General features: G+C 33.1%; 20 protein-coding genes and 1 tRNA gene. 12 read left to right on the top strand and 9 right to left on the bottom strand.

The features are described from left to right. Positions 1-85: 85 nt before the first annotated feature. Positions 86-1,078, bottom strand: coding sequence for a hypothetical protein (locus tag VKY41_RS04830; RefSeq protein WP_500813308.1), 993 nt, complete (start codon positions 1,076-1,078; stop codon positions 86-88). Positions 1,079-1,356: 278 nt separating this feature from the next. On the opposite strand from VKY41_RS04830, the gene VKY41_RS04835 reads away from it, so the two are divergent. Next, positions 1,357-1,623: a helix-turn-helix domain-containing protein gene (locus tag VKY41_RS04835; protein WP_500813309.1), complete on the top strand. Its 267-nt coding sequence runs from the start codon at positions 1,357-1,359 to the stop codon at positions 1,621-1,623. 252 nt (positions 1,624-1,875) lie between these two features. On the opposite strand, the gene VKY41_RS04840 is transcribed toward VKY41_RS04835, so the two are convergent. The 4 genes from VKY41_RS04840 to VKY41_RS04855 form a co-directional block, all read right to left on the bottom strand. Beyond that, positions 1,876-3,084: a site-specific integrase gene (locus VKY41_RS04840; RefSeq protein ID WP_500813310.1), complete on the bottom strand. Its 1,209-nt coding sequence runs from the start codon at positions 3,082-3,084 to the stop codon at positions 1,876-1,878. Between the two features lie 203 nt (positions 3,085-3,287). Next, positions 3,288-3,361, bottom strand: a tRNA-Asn gene (locus VKY41_RS04845). A gap of 145 nt (positions 3,362-3,506) precedes the next feature. After that, a complete protein-coding gene (gene rseP / locus VKY41_RS04850) occupies positions 3,507-4,850 on the bottom strand; it encodes an RIP metalloprotease RseP (protein WP_500813311.1) in 1,344 nt (447 codons plus the stop codon). A gap of 79 nt (positions 4,851-4,929) precedes the next feature. Further along, positions 4,930-6,867 carry a M1 family metallopeptidase gene (locus tag VKY41_RS04855; RefSeq protein WP_500813312.1) on the bottom strand — a complete coding sequence of 646 codons (1,938 nt, stop codon included), beginning with the start codon at positions 6,865-6,867 and terminating at the stop codon, positions 4,930-4,932. 93 nt (positions 6,868-6,960) lie between these two features. Here VKY41_RS04855 and VKY41_RS04860 point away from each other — a divergent pair, with 93 nt between their 5' ends. From VKY41_RS04860 to VKY41_RS04875, 4 genes are all read left to right on the top strand, one after another. Further along, positions 6,961-7,632, top strand: a complete 672-nt coding sequence (locus VKY41_RS04860; protein ID WP_500813313.1) for an SCO family protein — start codon at positions 6,961-6,963, stop codon at positions 7,630-7,632. Between the two features lie 73 nt (positions 7,633-7,705). Then, positions 7,706-7,939 carry a FeoA family protein gene (locus tag VKY41_RS04865; RefSeq protein WP_500813314.1) on the top strand — a complete coding sequence of 78 codons (234 nt, stop codon included), beginning with the start codon at positions 7,706-7,708 and terminating at the stop codon, positions 7,937-7,939. Further along, a complete protein-coding gene (gene feoB, locus VKY41_RS04870; protein ID WP_500813315.1) occupies positions 7,932-10,031 on the top strand; it encodes a ferrous iron transport protein B in 2,100 nt (699 codons plus the stop codon). Before VKY41_RS04865 ends, feoB begins: the two co-directional genes overlap by 8 nt. A gap of 30 nt (positions 10,032-10,061) precedes the next feature. Then, entirely contained in the window at positions 10,062-10,199 is a 138-nt protein-coding gene (locus tag VKY41_RS04875; RefSeq protein WP_500813316.1) for a FeoB-associated Cys-rich membrane protein, read from the top strand. A gap of 26 nt (positions 10,200-10,225) precedes the next feature. On the opposite strand, the gene VKY41_RS04880 is transcribed toward VKY41_RS04875, so the two are convergent. Both VKY41_RS04880 and VKY41_RS04885 read right to left on the bottom strand, forming a co-directional pair. Continuing rightward, positions 10,226-10,651: a hypothetical protein gene (locus VKY41_RS04880; protein ID WP_500813317.1), complete on the bottom strand. Its 426-nt coding sequence runs from the start codon at positions 10,649-10,651 to the stop codon at positions 10,226-10,228. A gap of 40 nt (positions 10,652-10,691) precedes the next feature. After that, positions 10,692-11,348, bottom strand: coding sequence for a metal-dependent transcriptional regulator (locus VKY41_RS04885; protein WP_500813318.1), 657 nt, complete (start codon positions 11,346-11,348; stop codon positions 10,692-10,694). Between the two features lie 315 nt (positions 11,349-11,663). Between VKY41_RS04885 and VKY41_RS04890 the strand changes: the two genes are divergently transcribed. From VKY41_RS04890 to VKY41_RS04910, 5 genes are all read left to right on the top strand, one after another. After that, entirely contained in the window at positions 11,664-12,008 is a 345-nt protein-coding gene (locus VKY41_RS04890) for a TonB-dependent receptor domain-containing protein (RefSeq protein WP_500813369.1), read from the top strand. Positions 12,009-12,410: 402 nt separating this feature from the next. Further along, positions 12,411-13,322, top strand: a complete 912-nt coding sequence (locus VKY41_RS04895) for a metal ABC transporter solute-binding protein, Zn/Mn family (RefSeq protein ID WP_500813319.1) — start codon at positions 12,411-12,413, stop codon at positions 13,320-13,322. A 128-nt stretch (positions 13,323-13,450) separates the two neighbouring features. Beyond that, positions 13,451-14,176 carry a metal ABC transporter ATP-binding protein gene (locus VKY41_RS04900; RefSeq protein WP_500813370.1) on the top strand — a complete coding sequence of 242 codons (726 nt, stop codon included), beginning with the start codon at positions 13,451-13,453 and terminating at the stop codon, positions 14,174-14,176. After that, the gene (locus tag VKY41_RS04905; protein ID WP_500813320.1) at positions 14,176-15,303 is read left to right on the top strand and encodes a metal ABC transporter permease; all 1,128 of its coding nucleotides are present in this window, start codon (positions 14,176-14,178) and stop codon (positions 15,301-15,303) included. Before VKY41_RS04900 ends, VKY41_RS04905 begins: the two co-directional genes overlap by 1 nt. Next, a complete protein-coding gene (locus VKY41_RS04910; protein WP_500813321.1) occupies positions 15,296-16,456 on the top strand; it encodes a metal ABC transporter permease in 1,161 nt (386 codons plus the stop codon). The genes VKY41_RS04905 and VKY41_RS04910 overlap by 8 nt, the downstream gene beginning before the upstream one ends. Before the next feature lie 46 nt (positions 16,457-16,502). Here the strand turns inward: VKY41_RS04910 and VKY41_RS04915 are convergent, their stop codons facing one another. Together VKY41_RS04915 and VKY41_RS04920 are read right to left on the bottom strand one after the other, a co-directional pair. Beyond that, complete coding sequence (locus VKY41_RS04915) at positions 16,503-16,925, bottom strand: hypothetical protein (RefSeq protein ID WP_500813322.1); 423 nt, start codon at positions 16,923-16,925, stop codon at positions 16,503-16,505. Positions 16,926-16,983: 58 nt separating this feature from the next. After that, positions 16,984-17,721 (bottom strand): TerB family tellurite resistance protein, encoded by a 738-nt coding sequence (locus VKY41_RS04920; protein WP_500813323.1) that lies wholly within the window; start codon positions 17,719-17,721, stop codon positions 16,984-16,986. 287 nt (positions 17,722-18,008) lie between these two features. Between VKY41_RS04920 and VKY41_RS04925 the strand changes: the two genes are divergently transcribed. Together VKY41_RS04925 and VKY41_RS04930 are read left to right on the top strand one after the other, a co-directional pair. Then, positions 18,009-18,419 carry a BrxA/BrxB family bacilliredoxin gene (locus VKY41_RS04925; protein ID WP_500813324.1) on the top strand — a complete coding sequence of 137 codons (411 nt, stop codon included), beginning with the start codon at positions 18,009-18,011 and terminating at the stop codon, positions 18,417-18,419. Between the two features lie 103 nt (positions 18,420-18,522). Further along, on the top strand, positions 18,523-18,924 hold the full coding sequence (locus VKY41_RS04930) for a hypothetical protein (RefSeq protein ID WP_500813325.1): 402 nt from the start codon (positions 18,523-18,525) through the stop codon (positions 18,922-18,924). Positions 18,925-18,932 lie beyond the last annotated feature (8 nt).

Raw genomic sequence — 18,932 nt, forward strand, 5'->3', positions numbered from 1 at the left:
ATCAATATATTTTATTAAAACAAATTAAGATTACGAAATGAATCTAGATTTTTTAAATAACTAATTGTCAATTTCAATAAAATCTTTACAAATTATCCCAAAACTCTGGGTCTTGTTGATCCATATCCAATTGATCATTATAATAAGGATTTTCAAACCAAGAATTATCTTCTCTCTCATGTGATAAATCAAAATCACTTTTATAACCTCCGAAATCACCATTTTTATCTAGGTAAATATCACCTTCACATAAACCTTTTACACTATATATTAAGCTAATAAAGTTTGAAAAGTCACTATTTGCACTTATTAAATCACTAACTCTCAAACTTATTTCTTTTTTTATTAATTCCTTATATAGGCTTTCAAATTCTTCAGTGTTATCTTCTGATATAAATAGATCAATAAGTTTATTGTTATTATAATAATTTGAATTTGATTTAATTTCATATCGCATAAACTCATCAAAATTCTTATCAATTCTCCAATTATTTTTTAGTTCCCTAGCACAGCATGCGCTACTAGGATTTAACAATAAAGAATCACATAATTTATCAACACAATCAAAATACCGATTAATTTCTAGTGGACTACCCTCAAAAGTCAAAACATCTAACCTTCCTTGTCTATACTTAATTGGTAAAAGGTTCTTAATTTTAATTGCCTTATCAAAGCATTTATATGCTTCAAAATAATATTCTAGTCTATTATAAATCTTTCCTTGAACATATAGTCCGTATTCATCAACCTGAATATCCAAATACTTTTCTATTGCATCTAATGCTAAATAATGAAATTTTTTATCTGTATAGTTAATGAGTAAAAATGCCTTAACAAAATAATAAGCTGATGGATCATTAAAAGAATAATTCATATCATGAAACAATCTATAGTCCCATTGTCCATGAGATATAATCCATTTATCTTTAATACAATCACATGTTAAACTATTCAGTCCTGCTTTGAAATATTCATAAGCTTTATCAAATGATTTTTTCAAAGTATGTTTCATCCCTAGCTTAAAATAATTTTTTCCAATTGCTTCAAGGTTATTGCATTTTTCCAAATCTTCTATCATATTCATTTATATTTGAAATAATGTGATAAATAAAAAATATTCTTCCTTTAAGTAAGCAACCCTGAATACTACTTCACCGATATAGTAACAAGTTCTGACTTTAACTTTTAAATAGTTTGAAAACTTCTCTGAACATTGATCATGGTCTTCTTCTGAGTATCCTGCAATACTAATTTCGTTTATAAAACCATACAATATATTATCATTCATGAGAAGTATTTAATTATAAAGATAAACATTTTGTAGTATTTTAAGGTTACAGTATTTAATCTTTCATATTGGATTTTTACCTAATGGTACAATTGTCTGATGAAAGATTAGAAAAATTAAAAACTTCAGTTCCAAAAAAGATAGGAGAAAGAGTTAAAACTTTAAGAAAACAAAAAGGTCTCACTCAAACCCGTCTATCTGAATTAGTTGGAAAAGACAGGCAATATTTATACAAAATTGAGAAAGGTAAAGTCACACCTAATATTGTAACAATCTCAGCAATCTCAATAGCCTTAGAAATTCCCTTGACTGAATTTTTTGATATTGAAATTTAAAAACAATTGTAATTATAGCTGATAACTTATTTAGTTATTCATCGCTTTATACAATAAGTCTAATTCATATTAAGCCTCTAAAAAACAACTTATTGTATCAAATATACAATACTTTATATAAGGATTATTGAGGGAAACCGTAACGGTTAATTATTTATTATTTACTTGACATATTTCGCCTAAAAAGTTGACAAGTTGGCAAATTGAGAAAACAGGACTAGACAGTAAATTATCCAATCCTGCTATACAAACTCAACCTATGAATTTTTTATTAAGTCTTATCATCTCCTCACTAATCTTCTTCTGTACAATCTTCCCATAACTATCTTGTGTAATCTTCATACTTGAATGTCCTAAAAGCTCACTAACTATCTCCATAGGCACATCATTATATAATAATACGGTAGATGCGAATGTTCTCCTTGCCGTATGAGTTGTTAGTTTCTTATCAATACCAATAATCGTAGATAACTCTTTTAAATAAGAATTATACTTTTGGTTGCTGATAACTGGGAACACTTTACTATCTGCACTTCTGTATTTTTTAATTAACAATAGAGGTTTGGGAAGTAATGGCACAGAAAATGGCTTATTAGTTTTTTCACGTTTCATTTGAATCCATAAATTATCATCAAATCCCTTTAAGATATGACTTTTGTCTAATTTTGATAGCTCATTATAAGCTAATCCAGTATAGCAACTAAACACAAAAAGATCTTGTACTACTTGAAGTCTACGTTGAGTAAATACATGTTTCTCAAATTGCTCTAATTCTTCTGGTGTTAAATAAATAATCTCCTTTTTTACCTGTTTAGATTTATAAAGCATGAACGGATCTTTTTCTAAATAACCTTCTGCCACTGCCATTTTAATAACTTTTCTAAATCTTTGGATCTTTTTATTGATGGTTATTTGCTTTAATTTTTTCTCTACTTTAAAGTAATATTCTAATTCAGTCAGGAAATTAGCCTCAAGATGTTTAAGCTGTATATCATTGGTTTTATATTTCCTTTTTACAAATGTTTTTACATCATCTTTAATATACAGAAACTTGTTCCAAGTTACTAGCTTAATATCAATCCCTACAAGGGTTTTAAGCCTGTTTAAGTAATGTTTGTAGAACTCAATTACATTGTACTCCTTTTGTATTTTTTCGCCTTTAAATGTCTTGTATATATCTTCTGCTGTGAAGGAGTTTTCTTTAACTTGAAGCAATAAAAAAGCCTGAATAAGTTTTGTCTTAATCAGGCTCATTTCATTGTTTATGAAAGTGTTTTGGTCATTAGGAGGGTGGGCTATTTGCCGTTTACTATCCCAGTCATCAGGTTTAATAAATAATCCTGTGGCAAATTGTTTTCTTTTACTCATAAATGTCAATCTACAAAATAATGGAACTAATCCTTTTTTGTTTATTCTGCTTGGTGAAATGACAAATAAAATTTTTAACATATATGTATTCATAATTTTATATTGTATTGATTTATAGTTATTTAATATGCAACCCAAGAAATTTATGTTGCAACCCAAATTGTGTGCCTTTTTTTAATGAATTTCATGAAAGGATATAGAAAAGTGTAAAGTGCAGGTAGTGCAAGGAATGCAGTTATAATGGGGCATAAAACAAAAAAAGCCTCTACATTTCTGTAAAGGCTTTGTTTAACTTGCTCCTCCTCTTGGGCTCGAACCAAGGACCCTCTGATTAACAGTCAGATGCTCTAACCAACTGAGCTAAGGAGGAGTGTTGTTGTCTTTTTAAGTCTTTTTTCTGACTTCCACATTTTCTATTTCATCTGCTTTGGCAGTTTCTTAGTCATGTGTTTTTTGCGTTAGCGAGTGCAAATATATATTAAAATTTAGTTATTGCAAACAAATTTTAAAAAAAATTAATTAAAAATTGCTTTAAAGATATCATTCCCGTTTGCAAACAAAACTAAAGTAATTAATAACACGAATCCTACCAATTGTGCGTACTCTAAAAACTTGTCGCTAGGCTTTCTCCCTGAGACCATTTCATACAATAAAAACATTACATGTCCACCATCTAATGCTGGAATTGGCAATAGGTTTAAAAAACCTAACATAATAGATAAAAAGGCTGTAATGCTCCAAAATACTTGCCAGCTCCAATAGTTTGGAAATATATCGTAAATAGCTTTAAATCCACCTACACCCTTATAAGCACCTGTACTTGGAGTGAAAATAGCCTTAACCTGTTTTATATACGAACTCAATTTATCTTTAGACTTTACAAATCCAATTGGAATAGCTTCTAAGAAACCGTATTTTTGAGTTTCAAATTTATAATAACCCAATCTCTCAAGGTTATCTAATGTAATCCCTCCGTAAACAACACCAATTTTCCCTTCGTTGCTAATACTTAATGGGATTTGTAATTTTTCTTGATCTCTAACAATTGTAGCTTCCACTTCTTGTCCTTTAAAAGTTTCAAGAGCCGGAATTACCTCATCTATATATTTTGTTGGTTGTCCATTAAAGGCTGTAATGATATCGCCTTTCATAATTCCACTTCCTTTATTAAAAGATGAATCTGGAACATCGGCAACTACAAATGGCATTCTTAAATCTATAAATGATTTCTCTTTAGAATCTATTAATTGCGCTAAAAAATCTTCTGGCAAGGTGATGGTTTCTTGTTGTCCACCTCTTTCAATAACAACACTTTTTCCGAATAACACTTTTTCAGAAATCTGTGAAAAACGGTCTATCTTTTCACCATCTACGGAAATAATTTTATCGCCTGTTAAAAGTCCTGCTTTCTGTGCTACCGTACTTTCTATTAAAAGTCCATCCGTAATATTTTCATTTGGAAGAATTTTATCGCCATAATACCAACTCATTCCTATATATATAAGAATGGCTAATACAAAATTTACAGTAACTCCACCTAACATAATAATTAAACGTTGCCAAGCTGGTTTTGAACGGAATTCCCAAGGCTGTGGTGGTAGGGCCATTTGTTCTTTATCCATGCTTTCGTCTATCATTCCTGATATTTTAACATAGCCTCCAAGTGGCAACCAACCTATTCCGTATACTGTATCTCCAATTTTCTTTTTGAATAATGAAAACTTGACATCGAAAAACAAATAAAATTTTTCAACTCTAGTTTTAAAAAGTTTGGCAGGAACAAAATGCCCTAATTCGTGCAAAACAATTAATAAGGAAAGACTCAATAAGAATTGAGATATTTTTATAAAAAACTCCATGTATCTTTTTCTCTAGTATAAATTAATCTGCAAAAGTAGTGTTTTAACAGCATTTAGAAAACATTTACTTAGCTATTACTTAATTTTTTAACACGGATTTATTAATTATTCCTTGATTAGTTTGAAGTTGCACAAAAAACAAACCTGAAGATAAAGTCGATAGATTTAAGTTTTCCGTCCACGGTGTGGATAGCAACAACTGTCCTAAAGTATTATATACATGGATAGCACTAACGTTAATACTATTAGGTTTAGAAATGCGCACACTATGACTGGTAGGATTTGGATAAATTTGGAACTGATTTTCCAATGCCACCTGATCAATATGTAAACTCACTGAATTATATCTTGAAATTAAATCGGATTCTGGATCAAATAACACCGTGTCTACGATAAAGTCTACCGTTCTTAAAAAAGATTCATTATTTGTGGTATTATCTAAAACCAAATCCAACTCTTCCCCATTGGTTCCTATTACTCTTATTGGAACTGGAGCTTCGAAATATGAAACCGAAGGGTGACTTTGTGTTTGAGAAATAGAAATATAAATCTGATTACCAGCTGGCTGATTCCAAGTTAGAGAGTAACTTGGATATCCTTGATTGTATATCCAATCGTTAAAAAATTCGGTAAGATCCTGTCCACTTGCAGTTTCCATCACCTCTTTATAATCTTCTGTCTTAGCATAACCATAAGCTAAATCTGGATGATTTAAATAATTTTGCATGCCTTGAAAGAAATTATCGTCTCCAAGTTTTTTTCTTAACATGTGAGTTACCATGGCACCTTTATTATAACTCAACCTACTACTAAATATCCTGTTTATATTTAATGTATCGGAATCTGTTAAATAAACAGCCCCTCCATTTTGTGAAGTAATGGAGTTGTTAAGAGATTGTTTCCAAGACTTAAACTGACTATTCCCATCAAGGTGCTCCACTACAAGTCCCGATAAATAATTAGAAAAGCCTTCGTTTAACCAAATATCTTTCCAACTTCCACAGGTTACTTTGTTTCCAAACCATTGATGAGCTAATTCGTGAGCTATTAAACTTCTTCCAAAACTTCCCATAAAAGAAACCGTTGTATGTTCCATTCCACCTCCCCAACCAAATTGGGCGTGTCCGTATTTTTCGTTAGCATAAGGATATTCATGAAATAAATCTGAAAATAAATTCATAATATCAACCGTTACTGGCGTATTCGCCTGAGCGTAACTCAAGTTTTCCGGATAGACATAATTTATAATTTCAAACGGATTCCCATTATTTTCCACTGTATCAGAATACACGGTATAGTTGGTAACAGCTATAGCAACCAAATAGGCTGGAATAGGATATTGGTGACTAAAATGCGTGGTTTTATATGCGCCATTTACCGTTTGGCTTTGCTCCAAACCATTGGCAACGGCAATATATTCTTCGTTGGAAGGATTGTTTAACGGACTAGTAATATAGATATCCATGCTATCTATTTTATCTATTAAATCCTGTTTGCAAGGCCACCATCCTTTAGCACCATAAGGCTCGGAAAGTGTCCAGATTATTGGATCGCCATTATGAGTAGTTTGTTCAAAAGAACCAAAACCAGAGCTCACTGGATTTCCAGAATAGCTAATGGTTAAGGAATCTAAAACTCCCATATTTTGCACTTGATTTAAAGTAATGACCACCTCATCGTTTGAATTCTGAATAAATGAAAGTGGATTTCCTCGTTGTACTACTTGAGAAACGACCATATTATCAGAAAGTTCAAATGTAATTTCCGACAGGTTTTCCTTGGCTTCAAAATAGGTCGTTACATCTCCAGAAATAAATGCTTGCGATGGATTGACATTTAATTCCAATCTATGATAAGTTACATCATAATTTCCCGTATTCATATTAACACGGTAAAACATTTTGTTTAGAGCTGTTCTGGCCTCAGCATCTCTAATTTCATTTAGTGTTTTGACATAATCTTGTCCGAAAGTCATTATAGGTAAAAGAACAAGTAGGTAGGGTAAAAATCTATTCACAGTTATATATTTAAGATGTTAAATTTACCGAAAAAACACTTATCTGTCGTATTTTTGCAAATAAATCTCCCAAAAAATTCAAATTAAATAGAAATGCTCTCATTTTTTAAAGATTATAAATACTTCGCTATTGTATTTGCTTGTCTATGTTTGATTATAATTACCATAATCTATAATATATTCGATGTATACAAACCTTTACCTATTTATCAACCAGCCATGGTTAACACTGAAATGGTAGATAGTACGATTCAATACAAAAAGAAATATCACAAAATTGCCGATTTCAGCCTGATTAACCAAAATGGCGAAACCATAACGGCAGACTCATACAAGGATAAAATATATGTTGCCGATTTCTTTTTTACAACCTGCCAAACTATTTGCCCGATTATGACCGATCACATGGTTCTAATTCAAAAAGAAATTAAGGACGATCAGGATGTTATGCTACTCTCGCATACAGTTACTCCAGATATTGACAGTGTAGCACAACTCAAAAAATACGCCCTAGAAAAAGGAGTTATTGATGCTAAATGGAACTTAGTGACTGGAAATAAAAAAGAAATTTACGAATTAGCAAGGAAAAGCTACTTAGCCGTGAAAACAGATGGCCTTGGAGATGCATACGATATGATCCATACCGAAAACTTCATGTTAATTGACAAAAAACGTCAAATTAGAGGGTATTATGACGGTACCAACCCTGAAGATATTTCTAGATTACTTGAGGAGATTGCAATCTTAAAAGAAGAATATAAGTAGTTTTATAGGTTACAATTTTTTTAGAGAAAATTTTTATTCTACTTTTGCTTCTTTAAAATCAATCTAAATAAGCTTGCAAGTTACACTAGCACATCTAAAAAAAGGAGAGAAAGCCATTATAACTGATGTTTCTTCCATTTATATTCCTTTAAAGCTCCTCGAAATGGGTTGTTTACCAGGGAACGAAGTCGAGCTTCTTCAAGTGGCTCCATTTTCAGATCCTCTGTACCTTAATATAAACGGAACACATTTGGCTATAAGAAAAGAAACTGCCATGCATGTTTTAATAGAAATCTGTAATGAGTAAGCAACTAAACGTAGCCCTAATAGGAAACCCAAATACTGGAAAAACTTCAGTTTTTAACGCCCTAACAGGCATGAACCAAAAGGTTGGAAACTATCCAGGAATTACCGTAGAAAAGAAAGAAGGAATCTGCAAACTCCCTCGTGGTGTAAAAGCTCACGTTATAGATTTACCTGGAACTTATAGTCTAAACGCATCTTCATTAGACGAAAATGTGGTTATTGAGTTGTTATTAAACAAAAACGACAAAGATTTCCCAGATGTAGCTGTGGTAATTAGCGACGTTGAGAATTTAAAAAGAAACCTACTTTTATTCACCCAAATAAAAGACTTAGAAATACCTGTTATTCTTGCTATAAACATGGCGGATAGAATGAAATACAAAGGTATTTCGTTAGATATTCCTTATTTAGAAAAGCAGCTTAACACTAAGATTGCTCTAATAAGCACCAGAAAAAATGAGGGTATTGACAAGTTGAAAGAATTGATTTTTAACTACAGAGAGTTATCTGTTTCACCTTGTTTAAATGCTTCCGAAATTGACAAAAAATATTTTGAAGATCTACAAAAAGCATTTCCAAACCAATTATTATACAAACTTTGGTTGGTAATTACACAGGATGTTAACTTTGGAAAAACAGATAGAAATGACTTTGATTTGGTGGCAGATTTTAAAACAAAATCAAAAGCCGATTTAAAACGATTACAGCAAAAAGAAACTGTAAAACGTTACCAATTTATAAACCATGTTCTTAAAAAAGGACAAACCATAGATCTGAGTACAGCTAAGGATTTACGTATAAAATTAGATAGAATATTAACTCACAAAGTTTGGGGTTATGCTATTTTTATCCTTATACTTTTACTTATTTTCCAAGCCATTTACGACTGGTCTGAGATTCCTATGAATTTTATTGATGCTAGCTTTGCCTCTCTAAGCGATTGGACAAAAAATGCGTTACCAGCCGGTACCTTCACCAATTTATTAGCCGAAGGAATTATTCCAGGACTTGGAGGGATAGTTATTTTTATTCCACAAATTGCTTTCCTTTTCTTATTTATTTCTGTCTTGGAGGAGAGCGGTTATATGAGTCGTGTGGTCTTTTTAATGGACCGCGGTATGAGACGTTTTGGACTAAGTGGAAAAAGTGTTGTACCCTTGGTTTCAGGAACAGCATGTGCCATTCCAGCTATTATGGCCACAAGAAACATTGAAAGTTGGAAAGAACGTTTAATCACTATTTTAGTTACTCCATTTACTACCTGTTCCGCACGGCTACCGGTTTACTTAATTATTATCTCGTTGGTTATTCCTGATGGTCGTTTTCTAGGATTAAGTTATCAGGCTTTAACTTTAATGTTACTTTATTTAATTGGTTTTGGAGCTGCTTTAATATCAGCTATGATATTAAATAAAATATTGAAAATTAAAAGCAAATCTTTTTTTGTAGTAGAAATGCCCAACTACAAATTGCCATTAATTAAAAACGTGTTTTTAACTGTAGTTGAAAAAACAAAGTCCTTTGTATTTGGAGCTGGAAAAATAATTCTAGCCATTTCTATAGTACTGTGGTTCCTGGCGTCTTATGGTCCTGGAGAAGAATTTAATAATGCAGAAGAACTTATAACCGAAAGATTCGCAGATCAAAATTTATCAGAAGCAGAACTTGATAACGAAATAGCCTCTCAAAAACTAGAGTATTCCTTTATTGGATTAACAGGTCGTGCCATAGAACCTGTAATTAGACCTTTAGGATACGATTGGAAAATAGGGATAGCTTTAATTAGCTCGTTTGCTGCTAGAGAAGTATTTGTTGGAACTTTAGCCACTATTTACAGTGTTGGCAGCGATGAGGAAGAAACCATTAAAAACAGAATGGCTGGAGAAGTAAACCCTATTCTAGGTGGCCCCTTATTTAATTTTGCCTCAGGAATTTCTTTATTGCTATTCTACGCCTTTGCTATGCAATGTATGAGTACACTCGCTATTGTAAAACGAGAAACTAACAGTTGGAAATGGCCTGTTTTACAATTGGTTTTAATGACCCTTTTCGCCTATATAGTTGCATTAATTGCCTACCAATTATTAATTTAAGGTTTTAATAAACATTACGACTAAAACATTATGAATGAACTTTTCCAAAATATCTTAGCCTTTACAGCCCTTTTTATGGCTCTAGCTTTTTTAGTGAAGAAATTCTTTTGGAAAAAATCGAAGGCAAAAAAAGGAATAAAAGCGCACGATTGCGATAATTGCCATTAAAAAATTCGGTTTAAAATCTATTTTACCTAATTAGAAATTTCTAACTGGAGGTAATACTCTTCTTTTTTAAGGTTTCTGTTTGTATTTAAATTAGGTAAAATACCTAGGGCCATTATTGTAGATTTTTCAGAAGAAAATAAAGTGACTAATTTTTTGTTTATCCTTTTTCCTGGTTGAAATAATAACTTTTTCTGATCTATAACAACATCGTCTTTAATAATATCCACCAATACAGAAGCTTCTCCAGCCCAAACACATGTAACATCCTCTGGACAACGAGAATCAGATAAAACTTCGGAAAATTTTATCTGAACATCTTCCACATGATAGGATTTTCCGAAAAATAATTTCGCTACAATTTTTGGTGCTTCAACCTTTACATTTACCGAATCTTGAGAAAAGCCGAATAAAAAACAAAAAAAACACCCGAGAAAAAGAACTTGCTTCATCATAATATTATGTATAAATTAGTTTCAATATACCTCCTACCAATTATACTTTCTGAAGATATAAATTTTGTGCTACACTGTTAGAAACTGTCATCTCAAGTCCGTTAACTTTAATTTTTATCGAACTATCAAAAACTTCCTTATACAGCACTTCAATTTTTGTTCCAAGTTCTATTTTATTATTATTTAAATACTGCAAAAACTCCGAAGAACTATCGTTCACCCCAACACAACTATAGGTTTCTCCAATTTGGGCTTGAGCCAACATAATTTTATCTACTAGGGTAAAGTCCCCATGTTTATCTGGAATAGGATCTCCATGTGGATCATGGGTTGGGTAGCCTAAAAATGCATCTAGCTTGTCTATTAGTTTTTGAGATTTAATATGCTCTAACTGCTCTGCTAGCTCATGAACCTCATCCCAAGAAAAACACAACTTATCCACTAAAAAAACTTCCCAAAGTCTATGTTTCCTAATTACATTGATTGCTATTTTATTTCCAGCATCCGTAAGAATGGCTCCTTGGTATTTTTTATAGTCCACATAGGATTTATCAGCCAACTTCTTAACCATGTCTGTCGCAGATGACGCTTTTGTACTCATAGCTTCTGCTAAAGCATTGGTGCTAACCATCTCCTTTCCGTGTTTACTTAAGTGGTAAATGGTTTTTATATAATTTTCTTCTGTAAGCGTTATCATCTTAAATTTTATTACACACAAATATAAAACAATTAAATAACAAATATATTTTTAGACTAATCTAAATAGATATTTATATTTACTGAATTTTATTTAAAATAAAACTAATTTACCTGGTTGAGGAGAACTAAATGTAGACGCCGGATTTAAAGCTAATATTGGAAACACGTTTTATGTAGCACAACAACGTATTGCATTTGGGCAATTTATCTGAGACAAAGAACTTAACAACCACGATCTTTTATTTGGTACTGCCTTAGATATAATTATTATAATGACAACACCACAGCAACCCCAATAGCTAACGAACTAACAATTCCCTCTCTTTTTGTTCAAGATGAGATTAAGTTTAATTTAAAACAAAGTTTATTACTTGGTTTGCATTACGATTACGACACCCGCCATGGAAATATATTTACACCACGTATCGCTTATAAGTTTAAACCACCCGACAACGATATTTTTCGTTTAAATGCAGGAACAGGTTTTAGAGTTGTTCATTTATATACTGAAGAGCGCGCAGCCATAATTGGTGCTCAAGATGTAATTATTGAAGAAGAGTTAAAACAAGAAGAGTCTTATAACGTAAATATCAATTATCTAAAAAACTATATACTAGGAGCGGCATGCATTTTACTTTTGATACATCTGCATGGTTAACCTATTTTACTAATGCTATTATTCCTGATTATGATACCCATCCCAACCAAATTATTTATTCAAACCTAGAAGGCTATTCAATTCCAAAGGGATTGGTTTTAATGCAGATGCTATTTTTTAAGCTGGTATTAGAGCCTCTATAGGGGCCACTTTACAAGATGTTTCACAAACAAAGGAAATCCTTTTATCATAGCTAGAGCAGACGATCCGTTTGACGAAAATGTTATTTTCGATACTAGTGGAAATCTAGTTCCAACAGCAGACAATCCGTACACCTTAACCTTTAGTCCAGATTATGCATCTGGCCAAAACCAAGGCATTCGCTTATTCTTTGGACTTAGATACCAACTTCATTAAAAAATAAATAGTTTTTTAGTAACTTCGCAATAAATATTTAGACGGATGAAAAGATTTATTTTTTCCTTTATAATTCTTGGTGTTTTATTTAGTTGTAAAAACACCCAGGAGACCAATGGCAAACTAAACATAGTAACCACCACCACGATGATTACGGATTTAGTAAAAAACATTGGGGGAGAAAAAATCAACCTTCAAGGATTAATGGGAAGTGGTGTAGACCCCCATCTTTATAAAGCCAGTGAAGGTGATGTTTCCAAACTAGCAAACGCCGACCTCATATTTTATGGCGGCTTACATTTAGAAGGAAAATTAGTTGAAGTATTTGAAAAAATGGGACGTCAAAATATTAAAGCCATTGCCATTTCCGATGCCTTAAATCAGAACACGCTAATTTCTTCAAACAATTTTGCTGGCAATTACGATCCACATATCTGGTTTGATATAGATTATTGGATAGAAATCACCCAGTATGTAGCGAAGCAACTATCCAAAGTTGACCCAAAAAACAACGAATTCTATGAAGCTAATGCCTTAACCTATATAGAAAAACTTAAAGTTTTAAAAGAAGAATTGTATACAACTATAGCAGCTCTTCCGGAAGATAAACGTATTTTAGTAACAGCTCACGATGCTTTTAGTTACTTTGGAAAAGCTTTTAATTTTGAAGTCGTTGGCTTGCAAGGGCTATCTACCGCAACTGAGGCTGGGGTTCAAGATGTTCAAAAACTAGCAGTATTTATTATTGATAAAAAAATTAAAGCTATTTTTATTGAAAGCTCCGTTCCTAAACGAACTATTGAAGCTTTACAAGCTGCAGTAGTGTCTACCGGGCATCAAGTAGCTATTGGTGGCACACTGTATTCAGACGCACTTGGAAACGCAGGAACCGCCGAAGGCACTTACATTGGTATGTTTGAATACAACGTAAACACCATAGTAACTGCTTTAAAGTAAACCTTAAAAAGTGTCCGTTAGGACGAAGAAGTGACTTACACTTAATTCTTCAGCATCTATATAAACTAAAAATACCATAGGTGAACGAAATAAAAACAAATAAAGAGACTCCGGCTTTTACAGGTAAAATGGCGGTACAAGTAGATGATTTAACTGTTGCTTACAACTACAAGCCAGTACTTTGGGATATTGATTTAGAAATTCCAGAAGGTATCCTTATGGCAATTGTTGGCCCAAATGGAGCAGGAAAATCCACTTTAATAAAAGCAATTTTAGGGATATTAAAACCCATAGCTGGAAGCGTTAGCATCTACGGAAAACCTTACGACAAGCAACGTAAGTTAGTTGCTTATGTTCCACAGAAAGGAAGTGTTGATTGGGACTTCCCTACTACAGCGCTAGACGTCGTATTAATGGGAACTTATGGTAGCTTAGGATGGATTAAACGTCCTAAATTAAAAGAGAAAAAAGCCGCATTAGAAGCTTTAGAAAAAGTAGGGATGTTAGCCTTTCAATCCAGACAAATCAGTCAGCTTTCAGGAGGTCAACAACAACGGATATTCTTAGCTCGCGCCTTAGTTCAAGATGCATCAATTTATTTTATGGATGAGCCTTTTCAAGGTGTAGACGTCACTACAGAAATTGCCATCATAAATATTCTTAAAGAACTACGAAAAGCAGGAAAAACGGTAATTGTAGTACATCACGACTTACAGACTGTTCCTGAATATTTCGATTGGGTAACCTTTTTAAATGTGAAAAAAATTGCCACAGGACCAGTTAGGGATATTTTTAATGATGACAACTTAACAAAAACCTACGGCATTAATTATAAAGTAAGTATTCAAAAATAATGGACATCCAAGAGTATTTTTCTTTAGTTTTCAGCGACTATACCCTGCGTACTATTACCTTAGGCACAGCCATTCTTGGGGCTGTAACGGGTATGCTTGGAAGTTTTGCTGTACTACGAAAACAGAGTTTGCTAGGAGACGCTATTTCTCATGCCGCACTACCCGGAATTGCAATAACCTTTTTAATTACCGGAGCTAAGGATACCAACACCTTACTTATTGGAGCTTTGGTAAGTGGCCTAATAGGAACCTTTTGGATTAGAGGGATTATAAAAAAAACCCATTTAAAATCTGATACCGCCTTAGGTTTAATTCTTTCTTTATTTTTTGGATTTGGAATGCTGTTACTAACCTTCATTCAAAAACAACCCAACGCAAACCAAGCCGGCTTAGACAAGTATTTGTTTGGGCAAGCTGCAACTTTAGTGGAAAGCGATGTGTGGCTTATGGCTATTATTACCGGACTATGCTTACTAGTTTTACTGCTTTTTTGGAAAGAATTCAAACTCTTTCTTTTTGATTCAGATTATACAAAAACCCTTGGTTTTAACACCAATTTTATAGATGTCCTAATTACAAGTTTTATTGTTCTAGCTATCGTTTTAGGCTTACAAACAGTTGGAGTCGTTTTAATGAGCGCTATGCTTTTAGCCCCTGCTGCGGCTGCAAGACAATGGACAAACAGCTTATCAAAAATGGTGCTTTTGGCAGCTATTATTGGTGCATTTTCAGGAGTATTTGGAACAGCCATCAGTGCCAGCCAAAACAACTTACCTACAGGTCCCGTAATTGTAATTGTAGCTTCTGTGTTTGTGGTTTTTTCATTTATATTTTCGCCAAGTCGAGGTTTGCTATTTCGTCAAATTAGATTTATTGCTAACAGACGTGATTTACAGTTACAAAAAACCTTAGCCTTCATGTATCATATTGCCGAAACTCATGATAATATTTCGCATCCACATACCATTAAAATCTTAAATAATTTTCAAGGTTATACACGCAAAACCCTTCAAAAATTAGTTGATAAAAACTATGTTACTTTAGATGGAACCATGTGGAGTTTAACCGAAAAAGGGTTTGAAACGGCTGCTAATTTATATAACCAACAAGCTATAAAAGATGAGTAACGCACAATTAGAAATACAGATAATTGCTAGCTTGGTAGCTATAGCCTGTGCTATTCCTGGAACCTTTTTGGTATTAAGAAAAATGGCTATGATTAGCGATGCTATTAGCCATTCTATATTACCTGGGCTCGTGATTGGTTTTTTTATTACCCAAGACCTCAACTCTCCATTATTAATTTTACTTGCCACATTAACCGGGGTAATAACAGTTATTTTGGTAGAGCGCATTCAAAAAACAGGGTTAGTAAAAGAAGACACAGCTATTGGATTGGTATTTCCAGCACTTTTTAGTATTGGGGTGATATTAATTTCAAAAAACGCCAACGATATCCATTTAGATGTCGACGCTGTTCTGTTAGGCGAATTGGCTTTTGCGCCCTTTGATAGAATTTTTATAGGAGATGTAGATTTTGGACCAAAATCCTTATGGATTATTGGAATTATTTTATCCATTACTATAGGTTTATTGTTAGCCTTTTTTAAAGAATTAAAAATAAGCACCTTCGATGTTGGTTTAGCTGCATCATTAGGGTTTTCGCCAACTATAATCCACTACGGGTTAATGACAGTAGCTTCCGTAACCACTGTTGGCGCCTTCGATGCTGTAGGAGCCATCCTTGTTGTAGCCTTAATGATTGCTCCCGCCGCTAGTGCTTATTTACTTACCACAGACTTAAAGTACATGCTTGGGTTAGCCATTACATTTGGTGTGTTTGGTGCTATTTCAGGTTATTGGTTAGCCCATTGGTTAGACGCTTCAATTGCTGGTTCGATAACCACCATGTTAGGACTGTTGTTTTTATGTGTTTATTTATTTGCTCCTAGCAAAGGCCTTATTGCTGTCATGTATCGCGAAAAGCAACAACGAACAGAAGTTTCTTTATTGACTTTTTTACTTCATTTAAAAAATCATTCTGAAGTACGAGAGCGCCATGTAAATCATTTACAAGAACATATTAATTGGCAACGGGTAAGAGCCAAAACCGTATTAGAACTCGCATTAAAAAATAATATGATAATAATTGATGATAAGGTGGTATCCTTAACCCAAAAGGGGGACGAGTTTACATCCAAGGCCATCAATTATATTATTACTAATGAAGATGCACAAATAGAAGATATGAAAGATGACTTCTTCTTGTTTAGAGGGTAAAACATCACCCTTTATTAATCTATTCTTTCTAAGAATTCAAAATAACTCATTGCTTCTTTAACTCTCTCCCAACTAGCCAAGATATATCAGACTTAATAATCTTTATAGAGGTAGGAATGTCACGATTGGATTTATCACGAGGTGATTTTGAATTAAACCGTGCTTGCGTATTATTCAAATTTAATGTGAATTTTGAATCGAAATCGCTTTTATGAGCTATAAAGTGAATATTTTTTTTATTCATCTCCCACTTTCCTTTTCCGTAAGCATTTGATTCAGGAGGGTTTGTGCCATCCAGCTTTCTCATGGTGTGAATGTTGAAGCTCCCATCTGGATTTAATATTATTGTTTCGCTAAAACTTCCATTAGAACCCTCAAAATTGAATTGATAGGTTCCATTAATAACTTTTGTTTGCGAAAAGACAGCCGTTTGAAGCATGATTAAACCAAAGAAAAGCATCTGTTTCATAAGGAATTGATTTTGTTTAGATTCATATCAAAAAATATTCCATAGCAACATGCTTTTACTAGAATCCTCGTTCTTTCTGTAAGTGCTCGTAAGCTTCTTGAACCTGACGAAATTTTTCCTCAGCCCCTTTTTGATGTTCTTCACCTAAATGAATAACTTTATCTGGATGGTACTTTTTTGCCATCTTTCTATAAGCTGCTTTAATTTCAGCAACGGTAGCATCTTTAGTTATTTCAAGAATTTTATAAGAATTATCGCTACTACTATAAAACATTGCTTTAATACTTTCAAAATCTTGATGGCTGATTCCTAAATAATTTGCAATGGTTTCAATGGTCTTAACTTCTTGTTCAACTACCACCCCATCGGCTTTCGCTATACCAAATAAAAAATGAAGGAGTTGTAAACGTGATGGATGATCCATCATTTGACGAATTTGTAAGCAAACCTGACGAATCGGAATCTCTTGTTTATTAAGTTCTTTAAACAATTTAAAGGCATGATTTGCTCGGTCCTTTCCATACATACCAACAAATTGTTGGCGTACAAAATCCAATTCTCGCTGATCCTGTTTTCCATCCGCCTTTATTACTATAGACGCTAGAATTAACAGGCTAACTTCAAAATCGCCAGGTTGGGTTTGATTGGTTCTTTGGTAAGTTTGTTGCGTATCTACTTTTATAGTTCCTTTGGAAAAGCCATCCACAACGCTTCCTAAAACCATACCTAAAATAGCGCCAATTGGTCCTCCTAAAGACCATCCTATTGCCGCACCAATCCATTTTGAAAAATTCATGTATTCCTTTTTATTTTTACTGATTCAAATCTTGATTTGATTCGCAGGTTTCAGAAAAAACAATAAATTCTAAAACAGCTTCACAAAATACAAATTACTCGATTTTAAATTTTGGGTAAATATACTATTGTTAGTTGTTTTTTCAGAAGAAATATCCCTTAAAGACCATAAAGTTAATGTTCTGTTTAAATTTAGAGTGACGTTAAAAGTGTGCTAACAACCACATTCATCTGAATACTTTTTCCGTATCTTTACGGTTTAAAATAATAATCTTAAAATTAAAAGATATGTATCCAGCAGAATTAGTAAAACCAATGCGCGAAGATTTAACAAAAGTTGGGTTTGAAGAATTACATACTGCCGAAGCTGTTGAAAATGCTTTAGCAAAAACAGGGACCACTTTAGTTGTAGTTAACTCCGTTTGTGGTTGTGCTGCAGCCAACGCTCGTCCAGGAGCTCGTATGAGTATCCAAAATGAAAAACACCCTGATCATTTAGTTACTGTTTTTGCAGGTGTAGACAAAGAAGCTGTTGATAAGGCTAGAGAGCACATGATTCCGTTTCCTCCAAGCTCACCATGTATTGCTTTATTTAAGGATGGTGAATTGGTTCACATGTTAGAGCGTCATCATATTGAAGGTCGTCCAGCAGAAGTAATTGCTGAAAATTTAGTGGATGCTTTCAATACGCATTGTTAATATTTTCAAAGTAATTTCTCTATAAATATAAGAGATATAAAACCACGGCCATGTCGTGGTTTTTTTTATACTTTTACTCAAGATTTTATTAAAATAACACCCTATGAAACTATCGTTTATAACCAGCTTAATAGTCTCGCAACTTGTATTTTTAAGTATTTCAAACTGTTCGAATGCTGACGACAAACAAAATACCTGTACCGAAAAGCAAGCACTTTTAAATGAAAAAAGAGCACGAATTAGGAGTTTTGCCGAAGCATCCATCTGTAATGAAACTTATGAATGTCGTTTTATTGCCTTCGGAAACAAGCCTTGTGGTGGTCCGTGGGAATATTTAGTTTACACTACTTCAATAGATACTTTAGAGTTTGAAAACCTAGTTTCTAACTTCAATATTCTGGAAGCCAAATACAACCAAGAATGTGGTGCTATTTCAGACTGTATGATGGTCATGCCTCCAAGCGGTTTAGAATGTGAAAACAATAAGTGCATTCCCATATATTAATGCTTATA

The sequence above is a fragment of the Xanthomarina sp. genome (assembly GCF_035306605.1).
Taxonomy (GTDB): domain Bacteria; phylum Bacteroidota; class Bacteroidia; order Flavobacteriales; family Flavobacteriaceae; genus Xanthomarina.

Coding starts and splice junctions, on each gene's coding strand:
- VKY41_RS04830 (WP_500813308.1), bottom strand. CDS start 1,078: ATGATAGAAGATTTGGAAAAATGCAATAACCTTGAAGCAATTGGAAAA.
- VKY41_RS04840 (WP_500813310.1), bottom strand. CDS start 3,084: ATGAATACATATATGTTAAAAATTTTATTTGTCATTTCACCAAGCAGA.
- rseP (WP_500813311.1), bottom strand. CDS start 4,850: ATGGAGTTTTTTATAAAAATATCTCAATTCTTATTGAGTCTTTCCTTA.
- VKY41_RS04860 (WP_500813313.1), top strand. CDS start 6,961: ATGCTCTCATTTTTTAAAGATTATAAATACTTCGCTATTGTATTTGCT.
- feoB (WP_500813315.1), top strand. CDS start 7,932: ATGAGTAAGCAACTAAACGTAGCCCTAATAGGAAACCCAAATACTGGA.
- VKY41_RS04875 (WP_500813316.1), top strand. CDS start 10,062: ATGAATGAACTTTTCCAAAATATCTTAGCCTTTACAGCCCTTTTTATG.
- VKY41_RS04880 (WP_500813317.1), bottom strand. CDS start 10,651: ATGATGAAGCAAGTTCTTTTTCTCGGGTGTTTTTTTTGTTTTTTATTC.
- VKY41_RS04885 (WP_500813318.1), bottom strand. CDS start 11,348: ATGATAACGCTTACAGAAGAAAATTATATAAAAACCATTTACCACTTA.
- VKY41_RS04895 (WP_500813319.1), top strand. CDS start 12,411: ATGAAAAGATTTATTTTTTCCTTTATAATTCTTGGTGTTTTATTTAGT.
- VKY41_RS04900 (WP_500813370.1), top strand. CDS start 13,451: ATGGCGGTACAAGTAGATGATTTAACTGTTGCTTACAACTACAAGCCA.
- VKY41_RS04905 (WP_500813320.1), top strand. CDS start 14,176: ATGGACATCCAAGAGTATTTTTCTTTAGTTTTCAGCGACTATACCCTG.
- VKY41_RS04910 (WP_500813321.1), top strand. CDS start 15,296: ATGAGTAACGCACAATTAGAAATACAGATAATTGCTAGCTTGGTAGCT.
- VKY41_RS04915 (WP_500813322.1), bottom strand. CDS start 16,925: ATGAAACAGATGCTTTTCTTTGGTTTAATCATGCTTCAAACGGCTGTC.
- VKY41_RS04920 (WP_500813323.1), bottom strand. CDS start 17,721: ATGAATTTTTCAAAATGGATTGGTGCGGCAATAGGATGGTCTTTAGGA.
- VKY41_RS04925 (WP_500813324.1), top strand. CDS start 18,009: ATGTATCCAGCAGAATTAGTAAAACCAATGCGCGAAGATTTAACAAAA.
- VKY41_RS04930 (WP_500813325.1), top strand. CDS start 18,523: ATGAAACTATCGTTTATAACCAGCTTAATAGTCTCGCAACTTGTATTT.